This is a genomic window from Sphaerospermopsis torques-reginae ITEP-024 (genome assembly GCF_019598945.1).
In the GTDB taxonomy this organism is placed as follows: Bacteria; Cyanobacteriota; Cyanobacteriia; order Cyanobacteriales; family Nostocaceae; genus Sphaerospermopsis.
This window is the reverse complement of the sequence record NZ_CP080598.1, coordinates 875708-891477: the sequence shown is the minus strand read 5'-3', so window position 1 is coordinate 891477 and position 15770 is coordinate 875708. Positions and strand designations below refer to the sequence as shown.

At 36.9% G+C, this 15770-nt stretch carries 18 protein-coding genes and 1 tRNA gene; 7 read left to right on the top strand and 12 right to left on the bottom strand.

All coding sequences use genetic code 11. From position 1 onward, the window contains the following. Positions 1 to 49: 49 nt before the first annotated feature. The 4 genes from gvpC to gvpA (K2F26_RS04145) form a co-directional block, all read right to left on the bottom strand. Positions 50 to 724: a gas vesicle protein GvpC gene (gene gvpC, locus K2F26_RS04160; RefSeq protein WP_220610465.1), complete on the bottom strand. Its 675-nt coding sequence runs from the start codon at positions 722 to 724 to the stop codon at positions 50 to 52. A gap of 208 nt (positions 725 to 932) precedes the next feature. Next, positions 933 to 1148, bottom strand: a complete 216-nt coding sequence (gvpA, locus tag K2F26_RS04155) for a gas vesicle structural protein GvpA (protein ID WP_057178839.1) — start codon at positions 1146 to 1148, stop codon at positions 933 to 935. 112 nt (positions 1149 to 1260) lie between these two features. Next, a complete protein-coding gene (gene gvpA, locus K2F26_RS04150) occupies positions 1261 to 1476 on the bottom strand; it encodes a gas vesicle structural protein GvpA (RefSeq protein WP_057178839.1) in 216 nt (71 codons plus the stop codon). Positions 1477 to 1588: 112 nt separating this feature from the next. Beyond that, positions 1589 to 1804: a gas vesicle structural protein GvpA gene (gvpA, locus tag K2F26_RS04145; protein ID WP_057178839.1), complete on the bottom strand. Its 216-nt coding sequence runs from the start codon at positions 1802 to 1804 to the stop codon at positions 1589 to 1591. 1277 nt (positions 1805 to 3081) lie between these two features. Between gvpA (K2F26_RS04145) and K2F26_RS04140 the strand changes: the two genes are divergently transcribed. Further along, on the top strand, positions 3082 to 3348 hold the full coding sequence (locus K2F26_RS04140) for a hypothetical protein (protein WP_220610464.1): 267 nt from the start codon (positions 3082 to 3084) through the stop codon (positions 3346 to 3348). Between the two features lie 277 nt (positions 3349 to 3625). Next, positions 3626 to 3775 (top strand): hypothetical protein, encoded by a 150-nt coding sequence (locus tag K2F26_RS04135; protein ID WP_220610463.1) that lies wholly within the window; start codon positions 3626 to 3628, stop codon positions 3773 to 3775. A 16-nt stretch (positions 3776 to 3791) separates the two neighbouring features. On the opposite strand, the gene shc is transcribed toward K2F26_RS04135, so the two are convergent. Beyond that, positions 3792 to 5696, bottom strand: a complete 1905-nt coding sequence (gene shc / locus K2F26_RS04130) for a squalene--hopene cyclase (protein ID WP_220610462.1) — start codon at positions 5694 to 5696, stop codon at positions 3792 to 3794. A 33-nt stretch (positions 5697 to 5729) separates the two neighbouring features. Between shc and K2F26_RS04125 the strand changes: the two genes are divergently transcribed. Next, positions 5730 to 6890: a glycosyltransferase gene (locus K2F26_RS04125; protein ID WP_220611769.1), complete on the top strand. Its 1161-nt coding sequence runs from the start codon at positions 5730 to 5732 to the stop codon at positions 6888 to 6890. Between the two features lie 127 nt (positions 6891 to 7017). Here K2F26_RS04125 and K2F26_RS04120 read toward each other — a convergent pair whose 3' ends face one another. From K2F26_RS04120 to K2F26_RS04110, 3 genes are all read right to left on the bottom strand, one after another. Beyond that, positions 7018 to 7431, bottom strand: coding sequence for a hypothetical protein (locus tag K2F26_RS04120; RefSeq protein ID WP_220611768.1), 414 nt, complete (start codon positions 7429 to 7431; stop codon positions 7018 to 7020). Positions 7432 to 7629: 198 nt separating this feature from the next. Next, positions 7630 to 7713: transfer RNA gene (locus K2F26_RS04115), tRNA-Leu, on the bottom strand. Positions 7714 to 7804: 91 nt separating this feature from the next. Continuing rightward, complete coding sequence (locus K2F26_RS04110; RefSeq protein ID WP_220610461.1) at positions 7805 to 7948, bottom strand: alpha-hydroxy-acid oxidizing protein; 144 nt, start codon at positions 7946 to 7948, stop codon at positions 7805 to 7807. Positions 7949 to 8186: 238 nt separating this feature from the next. Here K2F26_RS04110 and K2F26_RS04105 point away from each other — a divergent pair, with 238 nt between their 5' ends. Next, positions 8187 to 9239, top strand: a complete 1053-nt coding sequence (locus K2F26_RS04105; RefSeq protein WP_220610460.1) for a D-alanine--D-alanine ligase family protein — start codon at positions 8187 to 8189, stop codon at positions 9237 to 9239. A gap of 319 nt (positions 9240 to 9558) precedes the next feature. Next, positions 9559 to 9918 (top strand): hypothetical protein, encoded by a 360-nt coding sequence (locus K2F26_RS04100; protein WP_220610459.1) that lies wholly within the window; start codon positions 9559 to 9561, stop codon positions 9916 to 9918. Positions 9919 to 10446: 528 nt separating this feature from the next. Here the strand turns inward: K2F26_RS04100 and K2F26_RS04095 are convergent. From K2F26_RS04095 to K2F26_RS04085, 3 genes are all read right to left on the bottom strand, one after another. Next, positions 10447 to 11394, bottom strand: coding sequence for an alpha/beta fold hydrolase (locus K2F26_RS04095; RefSeq protein ID WP_220610458.1), 948 nt, complete (start codon positions 11392 to 11394; stop codon positions 10447 to 10449). A 70-nt stretch (positions 11395 to 11464) separates the two neighbouring features. Continuing rightward, the gene (locus K2F26_RS04090; RefSeq protein WP_220610457.1) at positions 11465 to 11968 is read right to left on the bottom strand and encodes a DUF4112 domain-containing protein; all 504 of its coding nucleotides are present in this window, start codon (positions 11966 to 11968) and stop codon (positions 11465 to 11467) included. Between the two features lie 70 nt (positions 11969 to 12038). Continuing rightward, a complete protein-coding gene (locus K2F26_RS04085) occupies positions 12039 to 12932 on the bottom strand; it encodes a YihY/virulence factor BrkB family protein (RefSeq protein ID WP_220610456.1) in 894 nt (297 codons plus the stop codon). A 359-nt stretch (positions 12933 to 13291) separates the two neighbouring features. Here K2F26_RS04085 and K2F26_RS04080 point away from each other — a divergent pair, with 359 nt between their 5' ends. Together K2F26_RS04080 and K2F26_RS04075 are read left to right on the top strand one after the other, a co-directional pair. Continuing rightward, positions 13292 to 13810, top strand: a complete 519-nt coding sequence (locus K2F26_RS04080; protein WP_220610455.1) for a hypothetical protein — start codon at positions 13292 to 13294, stop codon at positions 13808 to 13810. Positions 13811 to 13855: 45 nt separating this feature from the next. After that, complete coding sequence (locus K2F26_RS04075) at positions 13856 to 14437, top strand: Uma2 family endonuclease (RefSeq protein WP_194057852.1); 582 nt, start codon at positions 13856 to 13858, stop codon at positions 14435 to 14437. Positions 14438 to 14521: 84 nt separating this feature from the next. Here the strand turns inward: K2F26_RS04075 and thrC are convergent, their stop codons facing one another. Beyond that, positions 14522 to 15613, bottom strand: a complete 1092-nt coding sequence (gene thrC / locus K2F26_RS04070) for a threonine synthase (RefSeq protein ID WP_220610454.1) — start codon at positions 15611 to 15613, stop codon at positions 14522 to 14524. Between the last annotated feature and the right edge of the window lie 157 nt (positions 15614 to 15770).

Below are 15770 nucleotides of genomic sequence, written 5' to 3'. Positions count from 1 at the left end.
GGAATTACTATATAGCCCAATTATCTAACAGTCAGAGGGATTGTGAGTATTAATTATGACGGGAATTGCCAATAACACTCGCAAATAAATCCTGACGGAATTGACGCAGATACTGCTTTTGTGCCTCAGCTTTAGCAATACGTTCTTTAGTCGTATTTGCTAAAAATTTATCGGTGGTTTGCTCAAGTTGCTGATGGAAATCACTCAACTCTTTCGCTTGTGCCTCAGCTTTAGCAATACGTTCTTTAGCCGTATTTGCTAAAAATTCATCGGTGGTTTGCTCAAGTTGCTGATGGAAATCACTCAACTCTTTCGCTTGTGCCTCAGCTTTAGCAATACGTTCTTTAGCAGCATTTGCTAAAAACTCATCGGTGGTTTTCTTGAGTTGCTGATAGAACTCATCCAACTCTTTTGCTTGCTGGTTAGTTTGAGCAATGCGCTTTTTGGCAGCATTTGCTAAAAACTCATCGGTTGCTTGCTTGAGTTGCTGATAGAACTCGTCCAACTCTTTTGCTTGCTGGTTAGTTTGAGCAATGCGTTCTTTAGCAGCATTTGTCAAAAACTCATCGGTTGTTTGCTTGAGTTGCTGCTGGAATTGACGCAGTTCTTCCGCTTGTTTTTTTGCTTGAGTAAACCGATTGCTTTTTGTCTCAGACAGGAATAAATTCACTTCCTCAAATATTGAGTTATTCCCCTGCCGGATTCTTTCCATTAAAGCCGCCATGAAGTTCTCCTAGAAATTAGAAGCTGGTATCAACTACATTCACAGGAGTTTTTTTACTCAGTGAATGTAGTTGCAGGTGTTTCTGCTTTTTTAATAGATATGCTTTCATTAAAACTATATTCCCGCATATCAAATTCATTAAAAAAGCAGTGATGATACTAGAATTTAATACTAATTAAATTCTTAATCTCGGACATCTACTTCAAAATTAAGCAGGTACCGCAGCAGATTGGGTCAAACCTACAGCTTCTGCATATTTCAGGTAGGTTTCTACAGATGCAATCACGATTCTAGCTTCTACTGCTAGTAATTCAATACCAACTAAGGAAACACGAACCCAAGCATCTACAACGATACCTTTGTCTAGGATTCTATCAATAACTTCTGCCAAGCTGGAGGAAGAATTAGTTTTTTCAACTGCCATTGTTTTGCACCTTAATTCACTGTTGTTGATTTTTTTGGCTTTGCCAAGTTTAGCAGAATCATCATCTTGATTCTTTGATAATTATTCTGCTCATTGCATATCTACTTCAAAATTAAGCAGGTACCGCAGCAGATTGGGTCAAACCTACAGCTTCTGCATATTTCAGGTAGGTTTCTACAGATGCAATCACGATTCTAGCTTCTACTGCTAGTAATTCAATACCAACTAAGGAAACACGAACCCAAGCATCTACAACGATACCTTTGTCTAGGATTCTATCAATAACTTCTGCCAAGCTGGAGGAAGAATTAGTTTTTTCAACTGCCATTGTTTTGCACCTTAATTCACTGTTGTTGATTTTTTTGGCTTTGCCAAGTTTAGCAGAATCATCATCTTGATTCTTTGATAATTATTCTGCTCATTGCATATCTACTTCAAAATTAAGCAGGTACCGCAGCAGATTGGGTCAAACCTACAGCTTCTGCATATTTCAGGTAGGTTTCTACAGATGCAATCACGATTCTAGCTTCTACTGCTAGTAATTCAATACCAACTAAGGAAACACGAACCCAAGCATCTACAACGATACCTTTGTCTAGGATTCTATCAATAACTTCTGCCAAGCTGGAGGAAGAATTAGTTTTTTCAACTGCCATTGTTTTGCACCTTAATTCACTGTTGTTGATTTGAGTGTTTAACTCATATATTGTAATAGTTTCATGGTAAATATGACTACAGTAAGGTTTATAAAGATTTATCTTTTATTTACTAGGCTATACAGAGACAACTTTATATATGTAGTTAAACCACTATATAGTTAGTCTCACTAGGAAATCGCAGTTTATCTAGTCCCAGAATTTTCTTATGTTAACCTAGCTTACTGGAGTCATTGAACATTTACAAGATAGTAAGTTATACACTCGATTGAACTGTTTATACTAATATCACTAGTTTTACTATTTGTAAATAGCCTGGCAAAAAAATCAGTATTAGAGAATAAAGTCAGTTAGTATTACTAAGTTGTGATTCAATCTAAGTTGTGATTCAATATGTAAAGCATTGTAACGAAAATTAAATTCGCCCAAAACCTTTCTCTTGAGTCTCTTCCCTGATTCTTCTTGACTGTGATAATGACAATTTTTAATGCCAAACTGGCTAAAAAACTAAAAATCAAGAAATTTATGGCTAAGGAAATTATGTTTTTGTCCTTACGTGGAATTGCCTTTAAGTGATGATTTTTACTCTTAAATTACATTGATCACAAATATTTACGTAAATTTTATTATCAAAAAAATGTTCTAATTATAAGTTTTGTTAAAAATAATGTTACAAAAATAAATATATTAGGAGTAAACTAGATTTTTTGTAACCTACCTTAATCTACACATACCAGTATCTGTGATCTGTAAATAGCCAAAACTTTGTATAATAAAAAACATATTTTTTTTAAATTTATTCTGGTTTCGTGAGCAAAAATTATTTAAGTATAATCAATTCAGATTAATCAATCTCAAAAGTATTTGTTTCCGCTTAAAGGCTTAATTGACTAATATATATTGAGATTTCAACTTATATAATCAGTATTGTTATTTAAGAGGTTGTTTGAAAAGTCTAAATTCATACATCCCTTGGCGATTATAAATCGCGTCTACACAGACCAAACCCACCTTCGTGGTTTCAAAAGCCTTGATTTTTCATTAGTCCACTAGTGGACTTCGTTTGTATAGTAGCGAATTATATTCGCCGATAGCGTAGCGTGGCGTTAGCTATAAACTTTTAAAACATCCTCTAAGTAAATTACGAGGAATTATTAAGGCTGGCATTCCCAAGATGTAGGTACTGAGTAATTTAAAATTACTGAACAATAGGAATGGAAATATTAGGTGAAATCTATTATTATAATTAGTCAAATTCAATTATTTCTCCCTAAATTATGTCTATAGAAAATACTTCTGCTTCTGTGTCACAGCAAGCCTTAGCCGCTCTGATTGATGCTTTAGTGCAGCAAGGTCATCCACCTCAATATGCTCAAGCAATGGCAACATCAATAATTTTTCAGACAGACTTAGATTTACGGAACGCGCAGCTTGCTAGACTTTTAGCTTGGCTGAAAGAAGAGCATAATAGTATTTATCCATCTGCTCTTGCTATAGTCGAAAATACTTGCAACGAATTTGAAAATCGAGTTACAAAAGGCTAAATATAAACAAATTTGTGCTTAGTTAAGGTTAACTTAGAAAGAAGCCATGTGATCTGAAAACATCACCCACGGTTTTGAAGCCGAGCATGAGGGGTTACAAGAAATAGTGGGAAGTTTGAAAGCCCACCAGTAAAAGCCTGAAAAGCCAAAAAGTTTTCAGGCTTTTACGTCCTTTAGAGGTAGGATGAAAAACGACTCAAGCGGCTTTAGCCGCAGTAACATCTTGCATTAGTTTTTTGTTTACGCTATAGTATGGGGCGTAAGCTAATCCTTGTCTATGCTAGTATACGAGTTCAAGTTAAAGGGCAAACAGCAGCAGTTCAATCTCATTGATGAAGCGATTAGAACTGCTTTATTTGTCCGTAGTTCTTGTATTCGTTGCTGGATGGACAACCAAAAAGTCGGTAAATACGACCTGAGCGCATAGTGCCTTCTCCTGACTACTAAATTCTGCTGTATCTTCCCAAAGCAATTAAGGGAAAATACTGTTGATAAAGGTGATACTTGAGATAAAAATGACAAGGAAAACCTGTGCCTGTAAAGTAAGATTCATCCCAAGTACCATCTGAACTTTGAGTTTCTAACAAATAATTAACCCCTTTTTCAAGACTCTGAAAATCAAATTTTCCGGTAGCTTCACCCGCTGCTATTAACCCAATTATCGCCCAAGCTGTTTGAGATGCGGTACTGTCTCCTTTACCTTTTAAACTCGGATCATTGTAACTAAAACAAGTTTCACCCCAACCACCATCAGCGTTTTGCACTTTCACTAACCAAGCTGCACCTCGTTCTATTTCACTGCGATATTTTTGGGGGTTTATTAATGCTAACGCTGATAAAACTCCGCTAGTTCCATAAATATAATTTACTCCCCAACGTCCAAACCAACAACCTTCTGTTTCTTGTTCATTGAGAAGATAATTCAACGCTTTTTCTAACTTATCTGCGGGAATTGATAAGTTACAAGCGCCCAACATTTCTATTACTCTAGCGGTGACATCGGCGGTATTTGGATCTATCATGGCTTTTAAATCACCATAGGGAATAGCATTGAGCCATTCTTGATTATTATCAATATCAAAAGCTGCCCATCCTCCCGGTTGACACTGCATTGAAGCTATCCAATTTAAAGCCCTTTTTATAGCTTGTTTTTTCAGGTTTTCATGGGGTAATTTTGCCTGATGTAAAGCCATGACAACTACAGCGGAATCATCCACATCGGGATAAAAGCGGTTATCAAATTCAAACGCCCAAGCACCGGGTTTTCCTTGTTTATTTTTGACGAACCAATCACCATAATCAAGTATTTGTTTGTCTATTAACCATTGTCCAGCTTTTACAATTACTGGATAATCTGCCTCAAAACCTGAATCAATTAAGGCGCGAATTGCCCACGCTGTATCCCATACAGGAGAAACACAAGGTTGAACGCAGTAATTATTTTCTGTTTCAATAGCGAAATTATCAACTGCTTTTAAACCACGGTAGACAATTGGATCGTTAGCATCGTAATCTAGACATTTTAAAGCTAACAAAGAATTTAACATTGCGGGAATAATTCCCCCCCAATCACCTGTAGCTTCTTGTCTGTCTAAAATCCATTTTTCAGCGGCTTTGATTCCTTCTTCTCGAAAAGGTACAAAATTTAAACTTTCTGCTAATTTAAACCCATCATCCAAAATGGTAAATATATCAGACCAATCATTATTTTTCGGTAATTCCCATTTGACATTATTCACACCTTCGGTATATAATTCATTTAGGTTGATGGGGCTGTCAATTTCAAAGACAGGTTTCTGATCAAAGACTATTAATAATGGCACGGTGCTAGAACGCGCCCAGCTAGAAAGTTCATAAATATTGAAGGGAAAATTTTCAGGTAATAGCATTACCCAAGGTGGTAATGATGGCAGTCCACGCCAATTATAACAACCAATTAATGCTAAATGTAATTTAGTAAAAATGCGGGTTTTGCTAATTCCACCTTTTTGGAGAATTAAAGATTTAGCTTTTATTAGTGCTGGATCTGTTGCAGGTACACCTAACAAACGCAAGGCCATGTAAGCTTCTACAGTGGTGCTAAGTTCTCCCCCATCACCATAAAATAGTTCCCATCCACCATGCTCTTTTTGTTGCGATCGCAAATAGTTTTTAACTTTATGCAAAGGTCGAGTTTTATCTGTTCCCCAAATTTTATGTAACAGTACAGCTTCCGCAGTGATGGTAACATTTGATTCTAATTCCGCCCACCAGTAACCATCAGGTTTTTGAATTGACAGCAGATGTTGTTGACTAGCGGCGATCGCTTCTGTAATTTCCTTGACTTTTACCCTGTCTTGTGTTTGCATAAAATCCTGACCTCAGCAGTTATGGTAGAAGTTATGGTAGAAATTTTAGCGGGTTTGATGGTTTTATCTTTAACAATTTGGTTATTTTTATTGTTATTGTGGGGACAGTTTTGGCGAGTAGATCAACAGTTAAAAACCACAACCAATAATTTAAAATCCTTACCTACGGTGTGTGTAATAGTTCCAGCTAGGAATGAAGCTGATGTGATTCCTGTGAGTTTGCGATCGCTCCTTTTACAAGACTATCCTGGTAATTTTCATGTATTTTTAGTAGATGATCACAGTACCGATGGTACAGCCAATTTTGCCCAAGGAGTAGCTTACGCAGTTGATAAACTCGAACAATTACATATTATTTATAGTGCAGATTTACCTAATGGTTGGACTGGTAAACTGTGGGCGATGGAACAAGGTGTACAAAAAGCCAATCAATTACAACCCGACTATTTATTATTAACAGATGCTGATATAGAACATGATATGGGTAATTTACGGCGATTAGTTGCCAAAGCAGAAACAGAGAATTTAGATTTAGTATCTCTCATGGTAAAACTGCGGTGTGAAAGTTTTTGGGAACAATTATTAATACCTGCCTTTGTCTTTTTCTTTCAAAAACTTTACCCGTTTCGTTGGGTAAATAATCCGAAAAAATCAACTGCTGCTGCTGCTGGTGGTTGTATTTTAATTCGTAGAGAAACCCTAGAAAAAATAGGCGGACTACAAATAATTCGTCAAGCATTAATTGATGACTGTTCTTTAGCCAAAGCCGTGAAATCTCATCAAGGGAAAATTTGGTTAGGACTAAGTTCTTTAACTTATAGTTTACGTCCTTATGATTCCCTAGAAACTATCTGGAATATGGTAGCTCGTAGCGCCTACACACAACTAAATTATTCTCCTTTGTTGTTAGTGGGAAGTGTGTTAGGAATGTTTATAGTTTATATGCTGCCAATTTTAGGAATTATCTTAGGTTTAATCATAGGAAATTTACTAATTATCATCACAGGTTTACTCATATCGCTATTAATGGCATTCGCATATTTTCCCATGATCGCCTTTTATAAATGTCCCCTTTGGTTAGCTTTCTGTTTACCTATCATTGCCTTTTTATATACTTTAATGACATTAGATTCTGCTAAACGACATTGGCAAGGAAAAGGAGGTGCTTGGAAAGGTAGAGTTTATCAAAATTAGAATTATTAAAAAGTCAGAAGTCAGGAGTTCAAGGAGTCAGGAGTTCAAGGAGTCAGAATTTTATCTCTCTCGTTTTATCTCGTTCCCAGTCTCAGACTACGAACGAGAAATTATCAATTATCAATTGTCAATTGTCAATTGTCAATTGATAACTATGCCAAATTGATGGTTTATCGTTATTAGTTTTTTCAGGAAGTAGCAAACGCCAACTTTTACCTTCTCGTTGAATTTGTAAATAAATATCAAAAGGTTTTTGTGGTTGGGTGATTTGTTTTTTGGGTAATTTAACAGTTAAATCATAAGTTCCCTGGACATGATAAGCTGGTAAATATTCAATGGTTAAAGGTTCTTCTTGCGTAATTACTACTTGCTTAATCTCAAATTTTTGAAAGTCTAAATCTAGCTTTTTTTTAAGTTGCTGTTGAGTTTGTTCTAGTTGAATAGCAATGGCTGTTTCAACTAATTCATAAGTCGGTTGCAATGCAATACTACTACAAGCTGTTAATAAAATCAAAATTCCTATTAAAATTAACCGCATCATGTATTTTATATAATACATTATATTAAGATTATATACACTGACTAGGTAGATATCCTAGCTTGTAGCCAAAAATATCACGCGATCACACAAGTAAAACTTATCAATCCAAATCCCTACTTTTTCTTAATGCTAGAAAAGTGGTAGATTTTACAGCTAGAGAATTTATCAGTTTTACCAAAAAATCTCTAGAAGTCTTAATGGGCAAGAGGAGAATCGAACTCCTATGACCGCAAGGTCGCCACATTTTGAGTGTGGTGCGTCTACCAGTTTCGCCACTCGCCCTTGGTAGCAACTTTCCTATTATAACCTATTCTTCTATTTTGGCAAGGGTTTTGGAAAAAAAATTTTTTTGCCCTTTTTTTTCCCACAACCACTAACGACAAATCACCAAACTAGAATCAATATCCTCTAGTCTAGCACAACCACTGAGAGCCATTGCTGTGCTTAGTTCCTCTTTGAGTAGGTTGATAATCTCCGCTACTCCCGTTTCTCCAGCTACCGCTAATCCCCATATCACAAATAACCTACAATTCTTATTCTATCGTTATTCCTACCGCTTCATAGCTTTAGTATTTATACTCGCCACCAATTATGGTGTTATCAGATGTTTCGTGGTTGTCTTACCATTGTCTTTATCACTCAACTCAGTAGGTGGAAAGACAACTTACAAGGGTTAGTAGCAGGTGAGGAATAACGATAAAATAAGGATTGTAGGTTATTCGCTATCTGCTTTAGATAGTGTAGAGGTACAGAAGATGTCTAAACTGCGGGTGGGGTTGCTGTTTGGTGGACGTTCTGGAGAACATGAAGTATCAATAGTTTCTGCAAGGGCGATCGCAAATGCTTTGAGTGCAGAAGCAAATAGTCAGAAATATGAAATTGTGCCTTTTTACATCCAAAAAAATGGTGTTTGGCAAGGGGGAGAAACTGCACAACAAGTTTTAAAATCTGGTGTAGCCACAGAAAATCCCGCCATAACCCCTAATTTATGGCAATTTCCTGCAGAAACAGCAGAAATTGATTTGTGGTTTCCCATACTCCACGGACCCAATGGCGAAGATGGAACAATTCAAGGTTTACTAACATTAATACAAGTTCCCTTTGTTGGTTCTGGGGTGTTAGGTTCAGCCACCGGCATGGATAAAATCGCTATGAAAACCGCTTTTGCCCAAGCAGGTTTACCCCAGGTAAAATACAAAGCAATAACGAGGGCGCAAATTTGGTCAAATCCTTGTATATTTCCTAAATTGTGTGATGAAATAGAAGCAACATTAGGCTATCCTTGTTTTGTCAAACCTGCTAATCTGGGTTCATCCGTAGGAATAGCCAAAGTGCGATCGCGTCAAGAATTAGAAACAGCTTTAGATAACGCTGCAACCTATGACAGACGCATCATAGTCGAAGCCGGAGTAGTTGCCAGAGAAGTAGAATGTGCTGTTTTAGGCAACGACAACCCCAAAGCCTCCGTTATTGGTGAAATTACCTTTGATAGCGATTTTTACGATTACGAAACTAAGTATACTGAGGGTAAAGCAGATTTATTAATACCTGCTCCTTTACCAGAAACAGTAGTTCAACAAATTCAAGAAATGGCATTACAAGCCTTTGCAGCCGTTGATGGTGCGGGTTTAGCGCGGGTAGACTTTTTCTATGTAGAAGCGACTGGAGAAATTTTGATTAACGAAATTAACACCTTACCAGGGTTTACATCTACAAGTATGTATCCGCAACTTTGGGCAAATACTGGTATTTCTTTTACAGAATTAGTAGATCAATTAATTCAACTTGCCATTGAAAGACATAAGTAGGTTGGCGTTGAAAATTGTCATTATGGCAAGGCAAGAGGCAAAAGGCAAGAGGGAAGAGACTTTTAGCAAATTTACATTTTGTTACATACCTCTGTTTTTTAACATTGACTTACTTACTAATTCTAAATTGAAAGATTCAGTCAAGTAATTTGCAGATAATGGGGAAAAAGTAGCATAATATCCAATTTTTTGGAAATTTTTGGTAAAAAAACCGCTATTTTGCCAAAAAGCTACTTTCAACCCCCTTTATCCTACTGTTAAATAACACTTATGTCTTCTAGTACAATAAACTACTAGAGGATGCAAGTGGAAATGAATCATGAACAGTCACAATGCAAAACCAGAACCAACCACAAATGTAAAAAGCACTTCAGAAGAATTAAAAAATACATCTCCACTTAAGAAACTGTTGCTAAAGCATCCTTGGTTATGGTTTGTGGGGTTGTTAGTTATTCCCCTGGGAGTGGGAATATTTGGCCATTACCAGCTAATTTATGTTGGCTACGTTCCCAAAATAGAACCCGAAAAACCCCCAGAAGTAGTCAGTCAAAAAGAAAACACCCAAGCGGCTAATATCAGTAATCCTACACCTTTATGGTTAATGTTGGCGATCGCCCTCAGTTGTGCATCTGGTTGTTGGGTTATTTATCGCATACTCAAACTTCCCCAACGTATTTAAAAAAGGGTGTCGAGGAATAGGTGACAGGTGACAGGTGACAGCGAAGAAGCAGAGGAGAAGATTTTCCCCAATGACTAATGGCTAAAAACAAATAACAAAAAGTGCCAACTTGGCAACCAATCTGTAAGCAACCCAGTTAAATTATTAAAAGATAAACGACTTCAATGTTGTGGTTATCAGGTGTTAATACATAAAATAGCTTCTTCTTAAAAAGGCTGTTTCACAAATTTTGATTATGAACGAACAAAGCAATCTACTAACATTTTGTTGGGCTATTAGTTCAGCAAAAAAATAATAAAAAATCAAAGAAATCAAAAAGAAATCAGGTTTAACATTTGCTGCAACAGGAATACTCACATCATCTAGACACTATCGTTGAAATACCTAGCCCCCTAAATAACGGATAGCGTCTATCAACACATATTCCTGAACGCCCCAGCAGCAAATGTAGAGTGGGAGAAAAAAGGCGCTTGATATGCCTTCTCCCACTCTTATTTTATCAATTGATAATTGATAATTGATAATGGTTTAAATTACAGTTGAACAGAAATTAGTATCCTGCAAAAATTTCATAATTTCTCTATTCACTACATCACTAGCGCCAGTGGATGCGTCATGATAACAATTTTCTATAATTTTCAACTGTGAATGAGGAATATAATGATGTAATTTTTCACCGTGACTAACAGGAAACCAACTATCTTGATCACCCCATAAAATTAAAGTTGGACATTCAATAGCACTGAGACTATTTTGAATTTCAGTTAACATATTTGGTTTTTTAGCTTGTAAATTCTCAATTTCTCTAGCTGCTATTTGTAATTCTTCCGCAACTTTCACTAAAGTTCCTGGAATTTCAATAAAAGGATAAGTTATCCAATAAACATCTTCCTCTGTGAGAATAGAAGGATTAAATAACACTTTTCTTCTTTCCATACCCATGACTTCCCTAACTAAAGGTGCAAACACATAAGCAAGACGTAAAAAATCAATTGTGTGGATAATTTCTAATGGTGTTTGTGCTAATAAACCCATTGCCCAATGAGGCAAGGTTTCGGTAAAAATGGGCGCATTCATAACTACTAAACGCCCAATTAATTGAGGATTTTTAGCCGCTAAGGCTAAAGAAACTAACGCACCTAAAGATTCAGCGACAATGACAGGAGGTTCATCACATAAAGATTGAATCAAACGTTCTAATTCAATTATTTGATGACCACTTTTTTCTCTACGGTAAATAGGTTTTTCCGAAAAACCATAACCTTTAGCATCAAAACAAATTACCCGAAAATATTGAGATAATGGTTCAATACTATATCGCCAATTATAACTCCAACTCCCCAAACCATGTAATAAAATTAATGGTTTACCTGTACCTTTTTCGCCATAAGCAATTTTGATAGGATAGCCATACGCATCAGTAATAATTATATTTTGTTGACCTTGAGGAAAATGAAATTGCCACCAGTTTTTCATATTATTAGGGATTAGGGAATAGGGAATAGGGAATAGAAAATAGGATATGTTGAGTTGGTTAATGATTCATTTACCCCCCATTTAAAACTTTCCAAATCATGCCTATTAATATCACAGGTAATGCAATTAAAACAATACCAAGTACAAACAAACCTGCAAAAATAGTAATGATAAAACCTTGATCAGCCTTCTTTTTTTCACCAGGAGATTTTAAGTAATCTTCCAATAAAATCAGGTTGTAATTATTTGCTCTCCAGGCAAAATCAAATAAATCTCCCAACATCGGTATAGCACCGACTAAAGCATCAATGATAATATTAACTATCATTCTACCTAATGTTGCTTTTGATATACCTAACTTTGCCGATTCAATGATAATATAAAGAGAAAACATCAATCCCAAAACATCACCACCAACAGGTATTAATCCCAAAATTGGATCTAAACCAATACCTACTGGAGTTCCAGGAATGGTAATAGCATTATCTAACAGTTTACTAATTTGTTGTAAACGTTTTAATCTCGGTGCATAACCATCAGATTCAATGTAAATTTTATTGTGAGAGTTAGACATTTTATATAATTGGTAATTGGTAATTGGTAATTGGTAATTGGTAATTGGTAATTGGTAATTGGTAATTGGGTTATTTACCTTCCTTGTTTCCTGTTTTCACTGTCATAGATTCACCAACAATTACATTTAATTGGTTGCCAACCAGGAGAACAAAGGCGCTCATCCACAACCATAACATTAATACTATAAAAGTTCCCACTGTACCATAAACTTTATTATAATTTCCAAAGTTGGTAACATAAAGGCGAAATAATGCCGAAACTAGCGCCCAAAATATAGCTGCTAAAACTGCTCCTGGCATTAATGGTGTAGCTGGTTTCCACACACTTGGTCCATAACGATAGACTAAGCTAAATGTAGCAGCAACAATCACCAAGGATAAAGGCCAAATTAACAGTTGCCAAATATGCAACAAGAATACCAAATAACCATTACCACGCACCAACATACTCAAAAGTAAATCACTAATAAATACTATAAAAGAAGCCAGCAGTAAAAGTAATATAGTACCAATTGTTAAGCCTAAAGAAATGAGTTTAGCTTTCCAAAAGGGGCGGGTATTTTCTGGGGAAATTTGTTCTATTTGATCAAAAGCAGTCATAGCGGTACTAACTGCACCAGAAGCTGTCCAAAGAGCGATCGCAAAACTGAAAGAAAATAACTCAGAATTTTTAGATTCAGCAATTTCTTGTGTAGCAAAATCACTAATTAAAGTCCATGCTTCTTGGGGTACAACCTGACTAAGTTGCACTGTGAGTTGAATAAAAGTATTTCGCAAAGATTCTGCAAACAAACCAATGGCTGTAAGCACAGCTAGAATTGCTGGAAACAAGGATAACATAGCATTAAAAGCGATTTCTGAAGCCAGTCCTAAAAGTCTTCTTTCTATAGTTCTGGCAAATGTTTTTTTCAGTGTACGCCAATTGAGGTGAAGAAAGAACCTGATCCAGCGATGCTTGAGCATATATATCCAATTAAAAATTAAAAATTAAAAATTAAAAATGCAAGATTTGAGATCAATATTGACAATACTTGTTAGTGCCTGGGGGAACAGGGGGAAGAAAAATCTTTACCCTTTACTTTTGAATCTTTTCCTAGAGTAACCGAAAACTTCCAACCTCACAAAGTGAGTATTATTCAGGTGTGTTTAATTTGTTTATACGGTAAAATTTTCTACTATAGCAGTAGTCAGGAATCAGGAGTCAGGAGTCAAGAGTCAGAAGGCAGAAGAAAAATATCTATTCCCTGTTCCCTGTTCCCTGTTCCCTGTTCCCTGTTCCCTGTCTACACAGATAACTTTTTCAGCAACCCCTAACTAAACTAATGACTGACAATATTGATAAAACAGCCTATTTAACACAACAATGGTTATCCGAAATTCAAGCTTTAAAACAGCAGATGGCTGAACTGCAACAAAAACGTGATGAAGCTTGGGAAAGTTCACAAAAATGGCGACAACTCTATAACACTGAATCAGAACAACGTCGCACCGATGCCAAGATGTATCAACAAGAAATTGCATCTTTAAAAGCTGAACTTTGGAAACTTCAATGTATTAACACTGATACCATTACAGAAACGACCACAACGGCTATTGAGTCAGAACTAACCGAACACACATCTATAGAAGAATTAAAAAATAAACTGATCGCTGTGACTCAAGAACGCGATCGCCTCATTCAAGCATTAAAAACAGAACAGGAAAACCACGAGCAAACCCGTAAAAACCTAACGACGGTTTTAGGTGATGCTATTGATAGTTTGACACAGTTGAGAGCAGCCACAAAGGCAACAGAGGAGACAGAGGAAGCAGGGGAGGTGGGAGATAACGCAAGTCCCTAGTTAGCAACTTGGGTTAATATGTACTAAGAGAATGGAATTATATTTATGGTTCAAACTCCTCAAGCACCAGTCAATTATTTTTCCTTTGAAGATTACTATGCCTATGATGATGGCACTGGAAATCGCTATGAATTAGTAGATGGAGAATTAGTTTTAATGCCACCAGAATCAATTTTTAATTCTGATATATCAAGACGACTTTTATTTGCACTTTCTAAATGCGTTCCTCTTTATATGTTAGCATACAAAGAAATTATGATTGAGGTAAGTGGACGTAGAGCAAAGGTAAGAATCCCCGATTTATTAGTCTTGGGTGAAGAATGTCGCACTGCTTTAGAAGCGACAAAAAAAGGAACTATTACCCATGAAATGCCACCACCATTAATAGCTATAGAAGTGGTATCACCTGGTACTGAAAATGAAGTTAGAGACTATCGCTTCAAGCGTTCTGAGTATGCCGCTAGGGGAATTTCTGAATATTGGATTGTTGATCCTGTACAAAACAAAATTACGGTTTTATCTTTAGTAGAAGGCTTTTATGAAGAATTTATTTATACAGGTGATGAATTAATTAAAAGTGAAGTATTGCCAGAAATTAAGATTAAGGTCAGTGATATTCTGGTTTAATAGATAGCTATTAAAATCAGAGGAAGCAGGGGAAACAGGGGGGTAATTATTTGTATTTTCCCAATCACCAGTCCCCAGCCTTCTTTAAAAACCCATAGCCTCAGCTACCGCTTGCAAATCTGCGGGTATACCCTGTTTAAACTGAGCATGACTGTGTTTAATGGCTGTATCTGGATCTTTCAAACCATTACCAGTGAGAACACAAACCACTGTCGCACCAGTAGGAACTTGATCTTTCACCTTTAACAACCCAGCTACAGAAGCGGCGCTGGCAGGTTCACAGAAAATACCTTCTGATGACGCTAAAAGTCGATAAGCGTCGAGAATTTCCTCATCTGTAACAGCGTTAAAACTACCTGTACTAGCGGTTTGAGCGGCGATCGCCTTATCCCAACTCGCAGGATTACCAATTCTAATCGCAGTTGCTATAGTTTCAGGATGTGCCACTGGTTGACCATTTACCAAAGGTGCAGCACCAGCAGCTTGGAAACCCATCATTTTCGGTAAGCGATCGCATTTTCCTGCCTGATGATATTGACAAAAACCCATCCAATATGCTGTGATATTTCCCGCATTTCCCACGGGAATACACAACCAATCAGGAGCATTACCCAACGCATCCACCACTTCAAAAGCCCCTGTTTTCTGACCTTCCAAGCGGTAAGGATTGACAGAATTTACCAAAGTAATCGGATAATGATCCGCCATTTCCCGGACAATTTCTAAAGCCCGGTCAAAATTTCCTTTAATAGCTAAAACTTCCGCCCCATATAACAAAGCTTGAGCCAACTTACCCAAAGCCACATAACCATCAGGAATCAATACAAACGGGCGCATTCCTCCACGTTTAGCATAGGCAGCAGCAGCAGCGGAAGTATTGCCTGTACTAGCACAAATCACAGCCTTAGCACCAGCTTCCTTAGCCTTGGTAATAGCCATAGTCATACCCCGGTCTTTAAAACTGCCAGTGGGGTTAAGACCATCATATTTAACAAATACCTGCACCTGCTTACCAATACGTTCAGCGATCGCTGGTACAGGAATCAAAGGAGTATTACCTTCCAACAAAGTCACCACGGGGGTACTTTCGCTCACAGGCAAGTATTCACGGTAGGCTTCTATTAGCCCCGGCCAAGGTTGGCGATGAGATTTAGCAACAGACAAGCTCAAAGTCACAGGATTCTAAACTTCTTAACTAGGGATTAGGAGATGAGAAAAATAGATTTTTTTGATAGTGTCAATCACTTTACCATGCAATCGGCGATATCTAGCAACAGATCAGGCAGGAAGCAGGACTCAGGAGTTCAAGGAGTCAGGAGAATGGCTTCGCCAC

What these genes read in the sequence shown, in the direction of transcription:
- gvpA (WP_057178839.1), bottom strand. Translation starts at nt 1,148, where the DNA reads ATGGCAGTTGAAAAAACTAATTCTTCCTCCAGCTTGGCAGAAGTTATT.
- shc (WP_220610462.1), bottom strand. Translation starts at nt 5,696, where the DNA reads ATGCAAACACAAGACAGGGTAAAAGTCAAGGAAATTACAGAAGCGATC.
- K2F26_RS04075 (WP_194057852.1), top strand. Translation starts at nt 13,856, where the DNA reads ATGGTTCAAACTCCTCAAGCACCAGTCAATTATTTTTCCTTTGAAGAT.
- gvpA (WP_057178839.1), bottom strand. Translation starts at nt 1,804, where the DNA reads ATGGCAGTTGAAAAAACTAATTCTTCCTCCAGCTTGGCAGAAGTTATT.
- K2F26_RS04085 (WP_220610456.1), bottom strand. Translation starts at nt 12,932, where the DNA reads ATGCTCAAGCATCGCTGGATCAGGTTCTTTCTTCACCTCAATTGGCGT.
- K2F26_RS04125 (WP_220611769.1), top strand. Translation starts at nt 5,730, where the DNA reads ATGGTAGAAATTTTAGCGGGTTTGATGGTTTTATCTTTAACAATTTGG.
- K2F26_RS04090 (WP_220610457.1), bottom strand. Translation starts at nt 11,968, where the DNA reads ATGTCTAACTCTCACAATAAAATTTACATTGAATCTGATGGTTATGCA.
- K2F26_RS04080 (WP_220610455.1), top strand. Translation starts at nt 13,292, where the DNA reads ATGACTGACAATATTGATAAAACAGCCTATTTAACACAACAATGGTTA.
- K2F26_RS04120 (WP_220611768.1), bottom strand. Translation starts at nt 7,431, where the DNA reads ATGATGCGGTTAATTTTAATAGGAATTTTGATTTTATTAACAGCTTGT.
- K2F26_RS04100 (WP_220610459.1), top strand. Translation starts at nt 9,559, where the DNA reads ATGAACAGTCACAATGCAAAACCAGAACCAACCACAAATGTAAAAAGC.
- K2F26_RS04140 (WP_220610464.1), top strand. Translation starts at nt 3,082, where the DNA reads ATGTCTATAGAAAATACTTCTGCTTCTGTGTCACAGCAAGCCTTAGCC.
- K2F26_RS04135 (WP_220610463.1), top strand. Translation starts at nt 3,626, where the DNA reads ATGCTAGTATACGAGTTCAAGTTAAAGGGCAAACAGCAGCAGTTCAAT.
- gvpA (WP_057178839.1), bottom strand. Translation starts at nt 1,476, where the DNA reads ATGGCAGTTGAAAAAACTAATTCTTCCTCCAGCTTGGCAGAAGTTATT.
- K2F26_RS04105 (WP_220610460.1), top strand. Translation starts at nt 8,187, where the DNA reads ATGTCTAAACTGCGGGTGGGGTTGCTGTTTGGTGGACGTTCTGGAGAA.
- gvpC (WP_220610465.1), bottom strand. Translation starts at nt 724, where the DNA reads ATGGCGGCTTTAATGGAAAGAATCCGGCAGGGGAATAACTCAATATTT.
- K2F26_RS04095 (WP_220610458.1), bottom strand. Translation starts at nt 11,394, where the DNA reads ATGAAAAACTGGTGGCAATTTCATTTTCCTCAAGGTCAACAAAATATA.